The sequence below is a fragment of the Neobacillus sp. genome (assembly GCF_031988165.1).
Lineage (GTDB): Bacteria > Bacillota > Bacilli > Bacillales > Cytobacillaceae > Neobacillus > Neobacillus rhizosphaerae.
The window spans coordinates 84,096-100,243 of record NZ_DALZYO010000001.1 but is presented as its reverse complement, the minus strand read 5'-3'; the positions used below and the strand labels follow the sequence as shown (position 1 = coordinate 100,243).

Annotated in this window: 17 protein-coding genes; 4 read left to right on the top strand and 13 right to left on the bottom strand. The window is 39.5% G+C overall.

The window, feature by feature from the left end; genetic code table 11:
- Window positions 1–400: 400 nt before the first annotated feature.
- Window positions 401–1,762, top strand: coding sequence for a sensor histidine kinase (locus RTR43_RS00490; protein ID WP_312468892.1), 1,362 nt, complete (start codon window positions 401–403; stop codon window positions 1,760–1,762).
- A gap of 45 nt (window positions 1,763–1,807) precedes the next feature.
- Here the strand turns inward: RTR43_RS00490 and RTR43_RS00485 are convergent, their stop codons facing one another.
- The 7 genes from RTR43_RS00485 to RTR43_RS00455 form a co-directional block, all read right to left on the bottom strand.
- The gene (locus RTR43_RS00485; protein WP_312468891.1) at window positions 1,808–3,328 is read right to left on the bottom strand and encodes a flotillin lipid rafts scaffold protein FloT; all 1,521 of its coding nucleotides are present in this window, start codon (window positions 3,326–3,328) and stop codon (window positions 1,808–1,810) included.
- A 15-nt stretch (window positions 3,329–3,343) separates the two neighbouring features.
- Entirely contained in the window at window positions 3,344–3,889 is a 546-nt protein-coding gene (locus tag RTR43_RS00480) for an NfeD family protein (protein WP_312469107.1), read from the bottom strand.
- A 337-nt stretch (window positions 3,890–4,226) separates the two neighbouring features.
- On the bottom strand, window positions 4,227–4,961 hold the full coding sequence (locus RTR43_RS00475; RefSeq protein WP_312468889.1) for an amino acid ABC transporter ATP-binding protein: 735 nt from the start codon (window positions 4,959–4,961) through the stop codon (window positions 4,227–4,229).
- A gap of 53 nt (window positions 4,962–5,014) precedes the next feature.
- The gene (locus RTR43_RS00470; RefSeq protein ID WP_312469106.1) at window positions 5,015–5,713 is read right to left on the bottom strand and encodes an amino acid ABC transporter permease; all 699 of its coding nucleotides are present in this window, start codon (window positions 5,711–5,713) and stop codon (window positions 5,015–5,017) included.
- Window positions 5,700–6,524, bottom strand: a complete 825-nt coding sequence (locus RTR43_RS00465) for an amino acid ABC transporter substrate-binding protein (protein WP_312468887.1) — start codon at window positions 6,522–6,524, stop codon at window positions 5,700–5,702. Before RTR43_RS00465 ends, RTR43_RS00470 begins: the two co-directional genes overlap by 14 nt.
- A 215-nt stretch (window positions 6,525–6,739) precedes the next feature.
- On the bottom strand, window positions 6,740–7,561 hold the full coding sequence (gene nadE / locus RTR43_RS00460) for an ammonia-dependent NAD(+) synthetase (protein ID WP_312468885.1): 822 nt from the start codon (window positions 7,559–7,561) through the stop codon (window positions 6,740–6,742).
- Window positions 7,562–7,670: 109 nt separating this feature from the next.
- Window positions 7,671–8,732 carry a serine hydrolase domain-containing protein gene (locus RTR43_RS00455; RefSeq protein ID WP_312468883.1) on the bottom strand — a complete coding sequence of 354 codons (1,062 nt, stop codon included), beginning with the start codon at window positions 8,730–8,732 and terminating at the stop codon, window positions 7,671–7,673.
- A 223-nt stretch (window positions 8,733–8,955) separates the two neighbouring features.
- On the opposite strand from RTR43_RS00455, the gene RTR43_RS00450 reads away from it, so the two are divergent.
- Window positions 8,956–9,468 (top strand): acyl-CoA thioesterase, encoded by a 513-nt coding sequence (locus tag RTR43_RS00450; RefSeq protein WP_312468882.1) that lies wholly within the window; start codon window positions 8,956–8,958, stop codon window positions 9,466–9,468.
- A gap of 316 nt (window positions 9,469–9,784) precedes the next feature.
- Here the strand turns inward: RTR43_RS00450 and RTR43_RS00445 are convergent, their stop codons facing one another.
- The 5 genes from RTR43_RS00445 to RTR43_RS00425 form a co-directional block, all read right to left on the bottom strand.
- Window positions 9,785–10,780 (bottom strand): DUF3231 family protein, encoded by a 996-nt coding sequence (locus RTR43_RS00445; protein WP_312468881.1) that lies wholly within the window; start codon window positions 10,778–10,780, stop codon window positions 9,785–9,787.
- 81 nt (window positions 10,781–10,861) lie between these two features.
- Entirely contained in the window at window positions 10,862–11,836 is a 975-nt protein-coding gene (locus tag RTR43_RS00440) for a cation diffusion facilitator family transporter (protein WP_312468880.1), read from the bottom strand.
- A gap of 112 nt (window positions 11,837–11,948) precedes the next feature.
- On the bottom strand, window positions 11,949–12,182 hold the full coding sequence (locus RTR43_RS00435) for a hypothetical protein (RefSeq protein WP_312468878.1): 234 nt from the start codon (window positions 12,180–12,182) through the stop codon (window positions 11,949–11,951).
- Window positions 12,183–12,262: 80 nt separating this feature from the next.
- Complete coding sequence (locus tag RTR43_RS00430) at window positions 12,263–13,264, bottom strand: AI-2E family transporter (protein ID WP_312469105.1); 1,002 nt, start codon at window positions 13,262–13,264, stop codon at window positions 12,263–12,265.
- Between the two features lie 94 nt (window positions 13,265–13,358).
- Entirely contained in the window at window positions 13,359–14,369 is a 1,011-nt protein-coding gene (locus RTR43_RS00425; protein WP_312468876.1) for a polysaccharide deacetylase family protein, read from the bottom strand.
- A gap of 362 nt (window positions 14,370–14,731) precedes the next feature.
- On the opposite strand from RTR43_RS00425, the gene RTR43_RS00420 reads away from it, so the two are divergent.
- Window positions 14,732–14,953, top strand: coding sequence for a hypothetical protein (locus tag RTR43_RS00420; RefSeq protein WP_312468875.1), 222 nt, complete (start codon window positions 14,732–14,734; stop codon window positions 14,951–14,953).
- 67 nt (window positions 14,954–15,020) lie between these two features.
- Complete coding sequence (locus RTR43_RS00415; RefSeq protein ID WP_312468873.1) at window positions 15,021–15,653, top strand: DUF2085 domain-containing protein; 633 nt, start codon at window positions 15,021–15,023, stop codon at window positions 15,651–15,653.
- Between the two features lie 72 nt (window positions 15,654–15,725).
- Here the strand turns inward: RTR43_RS00415 and RTR43_RS00410 are convergent, their stop codons facing one another.
- Entirely contained in the window at window positions 15,726–16,064 is a 339-nt protein-coding gene (locus RTR43_RS00410; RefSeq protein ID WP_312468872.1) for a helix-turn-helix domain-containing protein, read from the bottom strand.
- Window positions 16,065–16,148 lie beyond the last annotated feature (84 nt).

Genomic DNA, 16,148 nt, shown 5'->3' with positions numbered 1-16,148 from the left:
TCTTGGGTCTGTGATTTTTGTAACTTCACAAATTCACCACAACTTCTTCATAACATCTTCAATCTTTCTCGATAAGATATAACTGTAGTTAGGATAGAGGAGAAAGCTTAAAGGACCCCCAAGGTTAAAGCTATCAACTCTTTGATGAAGTACATGGTTATCAACCATAATTCTCATCCCAAATTTAACCTCTCTTTTTTATATAGTAAGGGTGTCCCGTTCGGCGGGGCGCCCACTTTTTTTTGAATTGATAAAATTGAACTTGGAAAATTGGCCAGCACAAGCTCACTAGCTACTAGAATGCTCACTTCCATTTTTTTATTTTTTAAAAAATGGCTACAAAATAAGGATTCCTCACAACTAAACATGTAGTATTCTAAATAGTGAGGTGCTGAAATCAATGAATAAAATTTCTTTTAAAATTGGCCTACTTTTCTTCGTCGCTATCTTTCTATTAGAATCTATTTCGATGTTTTTTTTGCATAATAATATTATTCATTCCCGTGTTCATGACGAGTTGTCTGCTCTTCAGACTCGGGGAAATAACCACCGCGAGGTTCTCCAGGTTTCCTTTCATGAAGAAACCATTAAGCATATTGCCATGATGGAAGCACGGACGGATTCGCAGGTCATTCTCACAAACCCAAATGGAACGATTTATATGTCGTCCAATAAGGTTACAGATGAAATGAAAAGGATCATGAAATCAACGCCAAAGAATGTACCGCATGAAGGCTTAATCTTAGAGGATGACTGGAAAAAAGCCACTTATATCTCATCGATCAGCCCTGTAGTAATAGACAACAAGGTTAACGGCTATATCTACATGTTCCAAAATACGCAAAAAATCAAGAATTTGATTTCCGGACTTAACCAGCATTTTCTACTTGCGGGTGTGCTTTCGCTATTATTTATGATGATTATCATTACTTTTTTGACAAGGGTTGTTACCCATCCGCTCATTCAGATAAGTGAAGCAACGAAACGAATCAGTAAAGGCGAGCTGTCTGTGTCCTTACCGAAACTCGGAAAGGACGAAATAGGTGGACTTGGTGAATCGATTAGGGTGCTCGCAAGTGATTTAGATACTTTAAAAAATGAACGAAATGAGTTCCTAGCAAGCATTTCCCACGAGCTCCGGACACCGCTAACTTATATTAAGGGTTATGCAGACATTGCTCGGCGCCAGGATACAAGTGATGCGGACAAGGATACTTATTTAGGGATTATTTTTGAAGAATCTGTCAAACTTTCAAAACTCGTGAAGGAATTATTCCATCTTGCCAAAATGGATGAAAATACTTTTTCGATTGAAAAAGAAGAAGTTCATTTACAGCCCTATTTCCAGTCAATTGTTGAAAAGGTTTCACCAGCACTGAAAGAACATCATTTGGAGCTTATTCTTGAGTGCTCGGGCGGTCTTTATGCACAAATAGACCCTATCCGATTTGAGCAGGTAATCCTCAATCTGCTCGATAATGCGCGTAAATATTCGGAGCCGTTTACAAAAATCAGCCTCATTGTTAGTGAAGAAAGTGGAAAAACGCACATTAAAGTGATCGACCAAGGGCGGGGAATTCCCGAAGAAGATCTACCACGGATTTTTGAGCGGTTTTACCGTGTCGATAAATCCCGAGCACGTTCACTTGGAGGTACAGGACTGGGACTGGCGATTGTAAAACAATTGGTCGAGTCACATGGAGGGACGGTTGCAGTAACCAGTAGCAAAGATGCTGGAACAACCTTTGAGATTGTTTTATAACGTAAAAAAAATCCTTATCGTATGCCGATAAGGATTTTTATGTGCCTATTCGTCTTTCTTTTTAACCTCTTCTGTTAGTTCCTCAATGCTTCTTCTTACGTTAGATTTACCAGAGTAGTTTTCGATTAGCTCTTTCACATCAAGACCACTAGAAGCCTTTAATGATTCTTGCAGGCTGGCCATTAGATTAGTTGCATAACTGGTAATCTTATTAGCACCGCCATTTTCTCCAGAACCGCCGCCCGTATCGACAACGGTGATTTTATCAATATTGGATAATGGGGCTGCCACTTGCTTCGCATATTCAGGAAGCATTTTGATAACCATGTCCAAGATAGCCGCTTGACCAAATTGCTCGAACGCTTCAGCGATTTTTTCCTTCGCTTCTGCTTCTGCCAAACCTTTTAAGCGAATAATTTCTGCTTCTGATGAACCCTGTGCCTTTTGTGCTTCCGCTTTTGCAAGACCATCGAGGCGAATTCGCTCTGCTTCCGCCTTTGCCATTGCTTCAATGCGATACTTATTGGCTTCCGCTTCAGCCATTTCCCTTGCCTTGTTGGCAGCAGCGGATTGCTCCACGGAATAACGGTCAGCATCGGCTTTTTTCTTCACTTCAGAATCGTATTGGCGTTCACGACGAAGAATTTCTTTTTCTTCTAATTCAATTTGTTTTTGTCTTTCAATAATCTTGATTTGCATTTCTTGTTCCATTACATCCTGCTTCGAACGGGCACTTTCAAGATCGTAGGCTTGGTCAGCTTTAGCTTTTGCGATATCCTGTTCACGGCGGAACTCAGCGACTTTCAACTGATTGACTTTCTCCGCTTCGGCAATTTCTGTTGACCTTTCTAATTCTGAACGCTTCGCTTCTTTTGCAGCCTCTGCCTTTTTGATCCGCGTTTCTTTTTCTGCCTCAGCAGTGGCAATATCAGCATCTCTTCTAACTTGAGCAATACGAGGTTTACCAAGTGAATCAAGGTAACCATTTTTGTCACGAACATCTTTAATCGTAAAGGATACAATTACCAAGCCCATTTTCGCAAGATCCTGTGAAGCAACCCTTTGAACCTCTTGAGAAAATTTATCGCGATTTTTATAGATTTCTTCAACAGTCATCGAGCCAAGAATCGACCGTAAATGACCCTCAAGAACTTCTCTTGCTTCATTCTCACGATCTTCTTTTGGCTTTCCAAGAAACTGTTCAGCAGCTGTCGCAATTTCACTAATCGAGCCGCCAATTTTAATAATTGCGACACCATCAGCCATGACAGGTACACCCTGCTCCGTGTAAACCTCAGGTGTGGTAACTTCTAGTTTACTAGATAGTAAGCTTAGTGGTTTAGCCTGTTGGAATACTGGTAAAATAAAGCTACCACCGCCGCGGATGATTTTGATTTTATTTCCAGCTTCGTCTACATGAACACTGCCGTTACCAAGAAAACTTCCCGTCACGATCAGTGCCTCATCCGGTCCGGCCGTTCTGTACTTGGTGACAAAGACGCCGATTAAAACAATTAGAATAAGTACAACAATCCCGATAATGATCCAAATAATGTTAAAATCCATTTCTTATTACCTCCTCTAGATAAAACTCTCTAATTGATGGTGGACCGTTACTTCCAGTACGCCATTTTTTACCTGAACCACGAGTACATCTGTGCCATTTGGAATCTCATCACCATCAAAGCTTGAAGCTGGTTTGGCAATTCTGCCACTCGTACTATCAATCATCACTTCGCCAAAACCATTGGCTGGTATCGCCGTGATCACGGTCCCAACCCGGCCTTGCAAATCTGATTCTTTATAGACAAGGGATTCCTCTGCAGACGATAACGGTACGAGAACAAAAACATTTAATAAGGTTACTAGAATAAAAGCAGCACCTGCCGAGATGCCCAAAATAAGTAAATAATGCAGTGATGATAGTCTTTCAAATAGGAAGCCGCTTGCAGACAGGACGGTCACGAAGGCAAAGATTAAGACTGGATTAAGGAAATGAAATCCTCCGTCTCCGGCTCCATGAAAATGAAAGACATCGGCGAACAACACATACAAAACGGTTAAAACACCCGAAATGATTAACCCGTACAAATAAATCGTTTCTAAAGGAATGCTAAAAGGTTCCATGCGCATCAATCCTTCTTTTTGATTATTGTCACATAAAAAGGAAAGTGAATTGTGGGTTTACGATTTCAGTAAAATTCAAGCATGATGCATCCTTCCCTTCCTCTCTGTTATGTATGTTAGATTATACGGATAAAAATGAAAAAGGTTTCACTCTCTAGAAACATTTTATCATTTTCTACCAATTGAGAACACCTAACAATCTTCGACAAATTTCGAGAAATGCTAGTCGAGATGCCATTTTTGTCTTATTGGGTAAATGGAATACCCTTTCTTCAACGGGCTAACTTCTTAATTCCCTTCAACAAAAAAAGTGCCATAGCTTTTGAGCTACAACACCTTATTGAATCATATTCAAAAACTTTCTAGTTCGTTCCTCTATTGGATTAGTAAAAATCTCTTCAGGTTTATTTCTTTCGACGATGACGCCACCGTCCATGAATATGACTTCATCTGCTGCTTCGCGGGCAAAGCGCATCTCATGGGTAACTACAATCATCGTCATCCCTTCTTGAGCGAGGTCCTTCATTACTTTTAATACCTCGCCAACAAGCTCGGGGTCGAGGGCTGACGTCGGCTCATCAAACAACATGACCTCTGGTTCCATCGCTAGCGCCCTGGCAATCCCGACACGCTGCTGCTGCCCGCCTGAAAGCTGGGCAGGATAGTAAGACACTTTGTCTCCAAGACCAACTTTCTCCAGCAACAACTTAGCTCTTTTCCGAGCCACCTCTTTATCTACACCTTTCACGATCACCGGCCCTTCCATCACGTTCTCAATGGCTGTTTTATGAGGAAAAAGATTATAGTTTTGAAAAACCATTCCGGTCAAACGGCGAAATGATGCGACGGACCTTTTCGAGACGGCTTTAGAAAAATCCAGGCTTTGACCTTCAATTAGAATGACACCTTCCGTAGGCGTTTCCAGTACATTCAAACAGCGGAGCATCGTGGTCTTTCCAGATCCGGATGGACCAATGACAACAACAACATTCCCTTTTTCAACCTGAAGGTCAATTCCTTTTAATACCTCTAATTGGCCAAATTGTTTATATAATCCTTTTATTGAAATCATCGAATAACTCCTTTTTCCCATATTACCGAGGAATAACCGATCTTGTTGGGCTATTAAGACACATAACGGTCCAGCCTTTTTTCCATGAACCCTTGGACCATGGAAAGGAAAAAACAAATGACCCAATAAATAAATGCAGCTTCGGAATAGACCAATAAAAATTCATAGTTTGCTGCCGTAATTTCCTGGGCGCGGCGAAACATCTCTGTTACCAGGACAACGGAGGCAAGCGAGGTATCTTTAACAAGACTAATAAATGAATTAGATAATGGCGGAAGCGACACTCGTGCAGCTTGTGGCAGGATGATTCTTTTTAACGCCTGGGAATACGACATTCCAATCGAATAGCCCGCTTCCCACTGTCCTTTCGGGATGGAAAGAATCGCAGCCCTGATAATTTCGGAGGCATATGCTCCAACGCTAAGTGAGAAACCAATGACAGCTGAAATAAATGGGTCAATAGTAAGGCCGATATTCGGAAGCCCATAAAAAATAATAAATAACTGCACTAATAATGGTGTTCCGCGAATAATTGAAACATAGATTCTAGCAATGATTTGAAAGAAATTCACCTGCGAAATCCGGGCGAGCGCTGTCAACACAGCTAAAATCAGACCAATAATAAATGAAATAATCGTTAATGGGATGGTATTCATAACAGCCCCCTCCAGCAGCGGCTGGAGGGAAGTTTTAGCAATATCCACTAATCTTGCCGTTCTTTCTGGATCAGCAAAAATACTATTTAAGAACATCTTCACCAAACCATTTCTCAGAGATTTTTTTGTAAGTGCCATCAGCAACCATATCTTTTAACGCTTTATTTACGGCATCCACAAGGGTCATACTATTTTTTCTAAACATAAATCCACTTCGCGAAACATCCGTTTCAGTTTCGACAATTTTCACTCGTGCCTCAGGCTTTTTCTTTTTGTAATCTAAAAAGGCTATCTTATCGTTGATGGTTACGTCGACACGCTTCGATTCAATCAGATCGACAGCTTGGGTAAATCCATCAACACCGACAATATTTGCACCATATTTTTTGGCCATATCAGCATAGTTGCTGGTTAGTGATTGGGCTGATTTTAATCCTTTAATGTCCGCAATGGATTTTACTTTATCATTATCCCTAGCTGCAATAAGAACGCCAGCTGAAGATATGTATGGATTAGAAAAATCATACTTTTCTTGACGGTCTGGACGAATCCCTACCTGGTTGGCAATCATATCAAAACGCTTGGCATCTAGTCCGGCAAACAAGGAATCCCATTGCGTTTCCTTGAATTCCGGCTTTACCCCTAAACGCTTGGCAACTTCTTCGGCAATCTCGACATCGAAGCCAGTTAGTTTTCCACTAGTATCATGGTATGTGAATGGCGCGTATGTACCTTCTGTTCCAATTAATATCTTTCCTTGGTCCTTTACGTTTTTCAATAAATCAGCAGACTGATTAGTCCCCGATTTCTTGTTATCGTTTATAGCCTTATCACCGCTCGTGGCACAGGCTGACAGAATTAACATAAAACTGAGTAAAAGAGTAAAAATGACGGATAATTTTTTCATTTTTTCTTCCTCCGAATTCTTATTGTTTTGCTCATATTTAATACTCTTATTACATGCCTTCTTCTATCAAACATAATAGAATTAAAATTATTTTACCCATTAATAAAAATAAAAACCTATCAGAGTATCCTGATAGGTTCAGCAGATAATGTTTAATTTTGTTGGATTCTGGTACGCTTTTTTTCCTGGCTTGGCAATTCCTCCTCGTTCCAACATTATTTCCACCATTTATCAAACAGCGTTGCGGGAAGCTGACGTTTATGTTCGGTGATGAGATAGCGCTTTTCAATTTTCTCGGCGACCTCTTGTGAAACAGACACTCCTTCAAGATAATCGTCCAGTTCATCATAGGTAATACCCATTTCGGTTTCATCGGCCTGGCCTGGTTTATGGTCGAGCAGGTCTGCAGTCGGTACCTTTAAATAGAGAGATTCCTCTGCACCAAGCACCTTTAGCAAGGCTTTCCCCTGCCTTTTGGTTAGGCCTGTTAATGGAAGGATATCTGCCCCTCCGTCACCATACTTTGTATAAAATCCTGTAACTGCTTCTGCTGCATGATCTGTACCGACCACAAGCAGCCCTTCCATGCCACCGACGGCATACTGGGCGATCATTCTCATTCTAGCCTTCACATTTCCTTTTTGGTAATCGCTTAAACTGTCGACCTGGATGCCTGAATTATATTCCATTTGTACTTCATCAACAGCTGCCTTGATATTAAAAACCAATTCCCGGTCAGCACGGATAAAGGCCAAAGCTCTTTTGGCATCTTCCTCATCCTGTTGAACTCCATAGGGAAGACGAACGGCAATAAACAAAGCCTCGTTTCCATCACTCCTCAGCTCCTCAACAGCAAGCTGCACCAACCGTCCGGCGAGAGTGGAATCCTGACCACCGCTGATTCCTAACACATACCCCTTTGCCTTTGTTTTCAACAAATAATTTTTCAAAAAGTCAATCCGCTTACGGATTTCTTCTTTCGGGTTGATGTTTGGTGTGACATGTAATTCTTTCATAATCTGTACTTGTAAACTCATCCCATGGGCCTCCCATCTATAATCATTGTATATTCACTGTATCATAAATGTCTGTCATTCACTAAAATTTATCACGTAATAACGGGCAGGATGATCCTCTGATGGAGTATCACATAATCATCTTATAAAGATCCTTCGAAACCTGATGGATATTTACTCTTTTGTCACGAACATTCAAGAGAATCGCCATGGTGGTTTTATTTTTAAAATAGACATGAAATGATTCCCAGCCGCCCACGATACCACGGCTATAAACTTTGTCATCTGCCACATAGAGGCCTAAACCATACTTTGACTTTGGCCCTGGAGTCAGCATTTCCTTTAAACTATCTTGGGAAACAAGTTTTCCATTCATTAACGCCTGATCGAAAGAGCATAAATCAAGGACAGTAGCATAAATATCGCCACACCCAAAAAGCACATCAGTCTTCAATTGCCTAGCCGGAATCAATTGATTTCCGATCTTTAGATAGCCTGTTGAATAATGTGAGTCCGCTTGCTCCTCGGTAATAAAACCCGAATGTCGCATCGAGGCCTTATTAAATATATTCTTTTGAATATATTCATGCAGTGGTACCCCCGAAACCTTTTCCACAATAAACCCCAGGACCAAATAATTGATGTCATTATAATTCCATTGTGTCCCCGCTGGAAATCTAATCGTTTTTGCAGCCAACTTCTGCACTATTTCTACTGGTTTCTTGTTTCCTGTATGCCAGAGGGGTGCTTGGATTCCAGACGTGTGGTTTAATAAATGGAAGATTTTTATCTTCTTCCCATTTGGGAAGTCTGGAATATAAGTTGCAACAGAATCTTGAATCGTTAATTTCCGTTTATCCTGGAGCTGCATAATACTAGCAGCGACGATCAACTTCGTAATGGATGCAATAGGATGGGCGGTTCCAGGTTGATTTTCGATTCGTTGGTTAAAATCGGCAAATCCCACACCCTCATGAAAAATTATTTCCTTCTCCTTTACAATAGCTACACTGCCATTGATATGGTTTGAATTTAAATAGGCTCTTATCTTTCGTTGAAGATTTGTTTCCTCCTGTTTATTTTCATAATAAGCGGAAACCTCATGGTTGGGTTGTAGTAAATGTACATGATTTTGGCAGCCTGCCGTACCGATGAAAATAGAAGTAAACCACAATAATATTTTATATTTCACAGCTAATCCCATCTTCCTCTATTCCATTTGTCGATTCATGGGTTTATTATGGATGAATAAACAGTGATTTACTCCATCTTCGCTGCTTCAAAGAGAATTTTCGTTTTATTTTCCGGTAAACTAGTTATGATATCATTAAAAATGGAGATTTATCACTGTATCAAGTTTGATTATGTTTTTAATATGAACCACAAATTAGTAACAGATTGTTGGAGGGATTTTGATGGAAGCAAAAACTTGTAATGAATCAAGAGTAGTGAGAACCAGCAGGATTTTTCCTAACGATGTAAATAACCATCATACATTGTTTGGCGGGAAGCTGATGAGTGATGTTGACATGCTTGCCTCTATTTCGGCGACCAGGCATTCACGGAGGGAGTGTGTCACCGCATCGACTGACTCGGTTGATTTTCTTAGCCCGATTACACCAAAGGATTCCGTTTGTTTCGAATCCTTCGTTACTTGGACCGGCACCTCTTCCATAGAAGTGTTTGTAAAAATTATTGCCGAAAATCTCATTTCTGGTGATCGAAAAATTGCTGCAACTGCCTTTTTGACCTTTGTTGCCCTAGATGACAATGGGAAACCTACTGCGGTCCCTAAGATTATTCCAGAAACGGAAGAGGAAAAAAAGCTATATGAAACTGGACACGAACGGGCCGAAAAGCGGAAACAGCACAGGAAAAACAGTAAAGAATTGGCGAGTTATTTTACCACGAGTAAACCGTGGGAATAAGAAAAGCGGAAGCGCCCTGGTCAGCGACGTAAGGGCTGGACTGAACCGACTGAGATAAATGTAAACTCGCCGATTGGCAAGCCGTTAGGCGAAGACAGAGGCGTAGTTGAATTTATGCGTTCAGAATTTAGGAAATAAATTCTGATTAGCTAAAGGAAACACGGTGAGCGTTAGCGAACCGATGTTGACTTATCGTAGGGAGGTGAGGGAAGCACTCTAGTCGCTAGGGCGCTGGAGCTGGACAATTCTCTAAGTCCAATGTTATAAATTCTAATATTATAAGAAAAGGTTCGCTGAATTAGCGAACCTTTCCCTATTAATTCTGAAGTTTTCTTCTATCTGGAGCATGTGGTGCCTTTAGCATCCAACCGCGCTTCACCATCATATCAAAGCCCTTGGCGGAATAAAGTAAAATTTCAAGGATGTACTTTTCATAAAAAACGGCTAAATCCGTTCGCATTGACAATGACAACGCATGTCCTATTAAAGTAACATCAATGCTGTTCAAGGAGTGGAACAATGTAACGACAAGCCGATCTGAAAACGGTGAGACCGTTGAATCCGTTACATCCATACTGACACACACGTTCCCTAATAGCTCCTCCCTCATAAGGATATCATTAAAGGTGTTAATTTGTTTTTCAGAAATTTTCTTACCTTCAGCGATATAATCATGAATTTCTTTATCCTTGACTACTTGAAGTAAGCCCATACATAGTAAGATTGAAAAATAATTCCGCTCAATGTTAAAAAAGATTTCCGTAATTTCAGCTACATTTAACGGTCTCTTTTTCCAAAATCCACTAATATAGGATGGATTTTCAACATACTCCACCTGATCCGGATAGGGAATCATTGGCGGCCGATCATAGACTCCCTTTTCAAGCATTAAGGTTGTTGCTTGCTGATATAACATCGTCGTTTGTTGGACCATCCTCACAAAAAAATCCATCACATCTTTACGGGCTGTATTCACTGTAATAAAACTAGTATTAACCATGCCCATTCTGCTCATAGAGTAGACAAAGCTTAAACCAAACATATCATAAAATAAAGGCGGTGCAGTCAAATTTAAGTCTTTTTCCGAGAACCCATCGGGTATAGGGATACCCTCATCCTTAAAAATACACGTAATCTGGGCAACATGTCCTTTAGATATCTCATAGGCTTTCTGCAAAATTTCCTTTATTTGTTCATCTTGATTGTGATGCAGGAAATAGGTTAATAAACAAACAGCCATATTCTCCTGAAGGTAGGCAGCCCATAATCCGCCGATTTCCGAACTGGTTAACCTTATGCTATGCCCACCCATTTTGCAGTCCTCCTAAAAAAGTACTTTACGAATAGATTCCCAATTGACAAGCTTTTTTATTCGTCCTTCCCAAGTCCTTACCTATTCCTTAGTTGATTCATTACTGGGCCGCCAAGTCATTACACCATCTTCTTCATCAAACTCAATCGTGACATCGACGACGCCTTTTTCTGCCAATATTTTTTCCTCTAATCTGTCTTTAATATCATCGGCCGCTGCTACTGTCATTTTGGGATCTACCTCAATCTCCACCTCAACATGCAGGTCCTCACCCTCTTTAATCACGGTAATTCCTTGAATATCCAAAACATCTGGATCGGCCATAACAAGAGCACCAATCTTATCTTCCATTTCTTCATCAGCTTGTCCAATAACTCCTGCGGCATTGTCCAAAAAGACCTTGCCAACGACAAAAAACATCATGGCACCAATCAGTATCGAGGCGATTCCTTCTAGTTGATGGAACTTCGTAAAATAGGAAATAACCACGGCAATAATCGCTACCAAACCTCCAATCGTTGCCACGAGGTCTTCCATGAAGACAAGCTTCGTTGCCGGTTTCGCTCTTCCTAGATTAGCAAAGCTTTTAACAAACACATTAGGGCCGCTTGCCTCTATTTCGAGATCATGCAATATTTCTTTCATTGCTTTAAAAAGCACGAAGGATTCAAGGATTGTGGCAATCCCTAATACAAGGATATTGAGGATAAAACCGTCGGACGCGGTCGGATGGACAACATGATGCCAGCCTTCACGAATCGTTTCAAACGCCATAATACCGACGATTAACACAGCCCCTAAAAGAACAAGGTTAACTAAGCGGCCAAACCCATTTGGGAATTTTTCCGTCGGTGCCTTTTTACTTAAGGCAGAACCGACAAACACAAAAAACTGATTTGCTGCATCGCCAAGACTGTGCATCGTTTCCGCAAACATGGCGACATTGCCTGTATACATAAAGGCCACACCTTTAATAATTGAAATAATCGAATTAATAATCGCAGCTAGCATCGCCGATTTATTGCCGCGTTTTAAAAGCTGTAGTATTTCTCCCATCGTATCCTCTTTTCTGTTATTAAAATAAGCAGCCATTGATATTTTCTAAAATACCCTATTTCATAAAAAATAAGATAAACCCCCGTGCCTGAGAGTCGGGGGTCTGGTTTATTTACAGGTTATTCAGCACCATATTTAACCGGTTTGTTCGTTCACTTTTTTCTTCCTCAGTGGCCAAATCATATTTTTTCAATAAATGAAAGACTTCATTTAAGATTTCCTGTGTATGCTCTTTGGCCAAAAACTGATCAAATAATGGCTTCATTTCCTCTGGCAAAAAGGCTGTCTGCGATTCATATTTACTTTTAACATCTTCCTGTGAATGATTAAGCTTACATTCGCTCATGGATACTCCTCCTTGTCTATGTATACCGATAGCATAACAGATTTCAGCTAAAACAAAAAAGCCCTAAATAGGCTTTTTTGTTAAACCTTTTTACTCTCTGTTACCTCTAAGACATCCAATAAGAAAACAAATACTGGAATCCCAATAATTAGCCCCCAGACACCAAAAAAATGCTCAGAGAAAATCAACACAATAAACGTATAAAACACAGGCAGATTTGTTTTAGAACTCATCAGATTTGGGTTTAAAATATATGCCTCGATTCCATGAATGATGGCAATCGCAATCGCGATATACAGAACCTTTATCATTCCGCCAATACTATAGGCGATAATCACCAGTGGTATTAAGGAAATAATCACACCGGCAACAGGAATCAGTCCCAAAAGGAAAATCATAATCGATAAACCGCCCAGCTGTGGGAAGTTCAGTATCCACAAGGAAATCGTTGTTAAAACACAGTTCACAACAGCAATTATTAATTGTGCCTCAATCACTTTACCAAACGTGCTGACGAATTTTTTGGCAAAGAATTCAATTTCAACATAAATTGAAGCAACTTTACTCGTTTTAAATTTCTTCGTGAATTCAATTAAACGTGGTTTTTCCAACAAGAAGAACAGACTTAGTAACAGGGCTAATAATGTTTGCAGCCCAATTTTACTAATATCGGTAAAATATTTTAATAAAAAGGTAAAACCTTGTTCTAAATAACTGGAAATTTTTATTTCTTCAATTCGTTTAACGATATAATTCAACACAGCATTATCATGCTTTGCTGTATAAAAAGTAGTCAGTTGCTTAATCAAAGCGGTAATTTCACCGACAATCATTGGCAAATACATAACCAAGCTATATGAAAGCAGTCCAACAATACATGCATAGGAAATGACGACAATTAACTTACGGTTCAGAGGTATTTTACCTTCAATGAATTGGACTAACCGGTCCATTAAAAAGGCAAAAATGAACGTCAATAAAATTAAATTAATCATGCTTTTCATCGCATAAATAGCGAGTGCAATGACGACAAAAATGGATATTCTCTTGAAACTACTGCTGTGCAAAAGTTTATTTATCATAGGCAATTATCGAACCCCATCATTTTTACTGTGAATCATCTGTTAATCGTAGATTTATTATATCAAATCGGCACGTATTTTGTCCTTTTAAAAGCTATCTTACACTAAATTGGTAAGGTGTCATGGAGTTGTCGATGGCTTTACATTCAAAGCCCTGTTTGCTTAAATATTCAAGCAGCGCAGGCAAGTGAGCAAGTGTTTCCTTTCTTTCGTGTAAAAGAATCACGATTGGTCCATTATGGTTGGCCATTCGATTTAACTGCTCAATGACGCTATTAACATACCGTGCATCTTTATAATACCAGTCTTTACTGTCAATATTCCAATCCCACATCAAATACCCATTATCATTAACTGCTTTGCGATATTCCGCAGACATATGCGGAACGCTGCCGTATGGGGTTCTCATGATATAAGAGTCGATACCAGAGATCTCCTTTAATGTATTCCGGTTTTGTGTTAATTCCGAGATAACCGAATCGGCAGATGCATAAAACTTTTTCACATTATGTGATACGCTATGAAGGCCAACCGTCTCTCCGCTTGAAACCATCAATTTTACCGAATTAGGATAACTCCTGATATTCCCGTCAATCATAAAGAATGTTGCCTTGTAATGGTATTTTTCTAGAAGTGCAATGATTTCACCGGAAAATGGTGCTGGGCCATCATCAAATGTTAAATAAACTGTCTTATGGTTTTCCTCTGGTGGTGTATTATTTTGCTCTGGCTGATTTGCATTGGATTCCTTTGTCGGTGTTTGAGGAGTTCCTGTTTCCTTTGTGCCAGGTTGTGCCACTTCATTCTCTGGAGTAGTAGTTTCTGGCACTTGGTCTTGCTTATTTCTCCAAATTATCTCTTTATCTTGCTGCTTTTGAATCCATTCTTTTTCAAACTTTGCATCCTTTGTGTTTCTTACAATCGTTTCTGGTGCTGGACCTTTAGCTATCGCCCGATTAATATGTTCATTTTTTGGGTGATTACTAGATTCGCCTGCAGCTTTTGCTTGAAAATAATTGCTCACAAATATCCCTGCAAACAATAACCCAATCGCAATAATGACAACTAATGTCCCTCTTCTCCAACCGCCTTTAAGATACCCCATGATTCCTATCCCTCTTTGATGGTTATTTTTCTTACTTTATTATAGACGAAACTTCGCACGAAATGTTTCTATTCTATTAAAAATATTACAATTCTATTAAAAAATTAGTGAGGATAGTAGAAAAATAGCTAAGTATGTCGTGTTTACCCGTCCAAAAGCAGCCCCATTTTATACCCACCATTTTTTTATGAATATCTCTCCTATCCATAATACCCGAAAAATGGAAGAAATGGGTGGGATTTAATTAGAAATTTACAAAAGGGAGACAGGCAAATTTGGGACGCCATTGACATACATATCATTGAACAAGATTTTCTAAATGTGGTTGGGATTCGCTTATTATCTGTGATGGAGGTGATTTCGTGTCAAGTGGGATAAAAGCTCTGGTTTACATTGTATCATTTTTTATTCCTGTTGTTGGAATTATTTTGGGAATTGTTTGGATGAATGATCAGGATCTAGAAAAGAAAGCAATCGGGAAAACCTGTTTAATTGTTGGTATTGTCTCTATTGTTCTAAGCTGTATCTGCTGGTTTGCTGCTTCAGCGCTTTCGATTGGGCCAGCATTTTTGTCGGGGTATTAATGAGAAACGAAGAATAACCCAACTCATTACACCAGGATTGGGTTATTTCTAATAGGAGTGATCATTGTTGTTACAAGGAATATTACATTTCTTCGGAAGAGCAATCTGCCACCAATTAGAGGAACGATCCCTCAAGGCATCAGGCAATACACTTTCCGTTTGTGCCAGGGATACAGGCATCTATATCGGTATTTTCTCAACGTTGGCTTATCTACATCTGTTTAAACGAAGGTCAAAACTTACAATCCCTTCGATAAAAATAAGCTTCTTTCTTCTATTATATATGGTACCGTTGATAATTGACGGATTAGGCTCCTATGCACATTGGTTTGAAAGTACGAATGTGAGGAGATTGATAACTGGCATCTGCTTTGGTTTTGTACTTCCTTATTTTCTTTATCCGCTGCTTTCAGCTAAAGCTCTCGAGAATATGAGCGAGCCAGTTGTGAAGCATAGCAAGGATGTGATGGTGCCACTACTCCAAAGCAGCATATTAGCTGGAATAATTTATTGGGGAAAGCTCTCTTATTGGATTATTGATAGTTTCATTATTTTGACTCTGATTGTCTGGTTTAGCTTGTGTAGTTCGTTTCTATTCTCGCAGGTTCGCAACACCCGTTTGAAGTCGGCCTTATCCATTTTTGGCGGTTTAGCGTTTCTTTCTTTCCTTTCCTTGCTACACAGCTTAGTAATTTCATGAGTGGGCTGTTTTTTCCAAGAATAAAAAGAGATCAATTTTCGTTAAGCAAACTGACCTCTTTAAAAAAATTTATTAGTCTGTATTAATGGCATTTATTAAATCTTTTATTTGTTTTAACTTATGAGTGTTTAGTTGCTGCTCAGATAACTCGATTTCAAATTTTAGGATGCTCTTTACTGGATGTTTCTCATTAAATGACAGATTAGAGTCTCTTTTTTCACTATTAACAAAATATTCGATATCCACATTTAATGATTTTGCGATTTTATCTACTATGTCTAAACTGGGATTCGTTTGAATATCCCTTTCAATTAAACTTAAATATGACTTCGAAATACCTGTCAACTCACTTAACCTTGTTAATGAATACCCTTTTTCAGTCCGCGACCTTTTAAGTTTATTACCATCCATCGTATCTCTCCTTTTGTTCAGACACATCTGTTACCAAATGAAATTTCAGTACCGACATTCCACTATCCATGGTGACTCAAAATT

Coding starts and splice junctions, on each gene's coding strand:
- nadE (WP_312468885.1), bottom strand. CDS start 7,561: ATGAGTTTACAAGTACAGATTATGAAAGAATTACATGTCACACCAAAC.
- RTR43_RS00425 (WP_312468876.1), bottom strand. CDS start 14,369: ATGGGGTATCTTAAAGGCGGTTGGAGAAGAGGGACATTAGTTGTCATT.
- RTR43_RS00435 (WP_312468878.1), bottom strand. CDS start 12,182: ATGAGCGAATGTAAGCTTAATCATTCACAGGAAGATGTTAAAAGTAAA.
- RTR43_RS00480 (WP_312469107.1), bottom strand. CDS start 3,889: ATGGAACCTTTTAGCATTCCTTTAGAAACGATTTATTTGTACGGGTTA.
- RTR43_RS00470 (WP_312469106.1), bottom strand. CDS start 5,713: ATGTTCTTAAATAGTATTTTTGCTGATCCAGAAAGAACGGCAAGATTA.
- RTR43_RS00440 (WP_312468880.1), bottom strand. CDS start 11,836: ATGGGAGAAATACTACAGCTTTTAAAACGCGGCAATAAATCGGCGATG.
- RTR43_RS00445 (WP_312468881.1), bottom strand. CDS start 10,780: ATGGGTGGGCATAGCATAAGGTTAACCAGTTCGGAAATCGGCGGATTA.
- RTR43_RS00430 (WP_312469105.1), bottom strand. CDS start 13,264: ATGATAAATAAACTTTTGCACAGCAGTAGTTTCAAGAGAATATCCATT.
- RTR43_RS00465 (WP_312468887.1), bottom strand. CDS start 6,524: ATGAAAAAATTATCCGTCATTTTTACTCTTTTACTCAGTTTTATGTTA.
- RTR43_RS00485 (WP_312468891.1), bottom strand. CDS start 3,328: ATGGATTTTAACATTATTTGGATCATTATCGGGATTGTTGTACTTATT.
- RTR43_RS00410 (WP_312468872.1), bottom strand. CDS start 16,064: ATGGATGGTAATAAACTTAAAAGGTCGCGGACTGAAAAAGGGTATTCA.
- RTR43_RS00490 (WP_312468892.1), top strand. CDS start 401: ATGAATAAAATTTCTTTTAAAATTGGCCTACTTTTCTTCGTCGCTATC.
- RTR43_RS00475 (WP_312468889.1), bottom strand. CDS start 4,961: ATGATTTCAATAAAAGGATTATATAAACAATTTGGCCAATTAGAGGTA.
- RTR43_RS00450 (WP_312468882.1), top strand. CDS start 8,956: ATGGAAGCAAAAACTTGTAATGAATCAAGAGTAGTGAGAACCAGCAGG.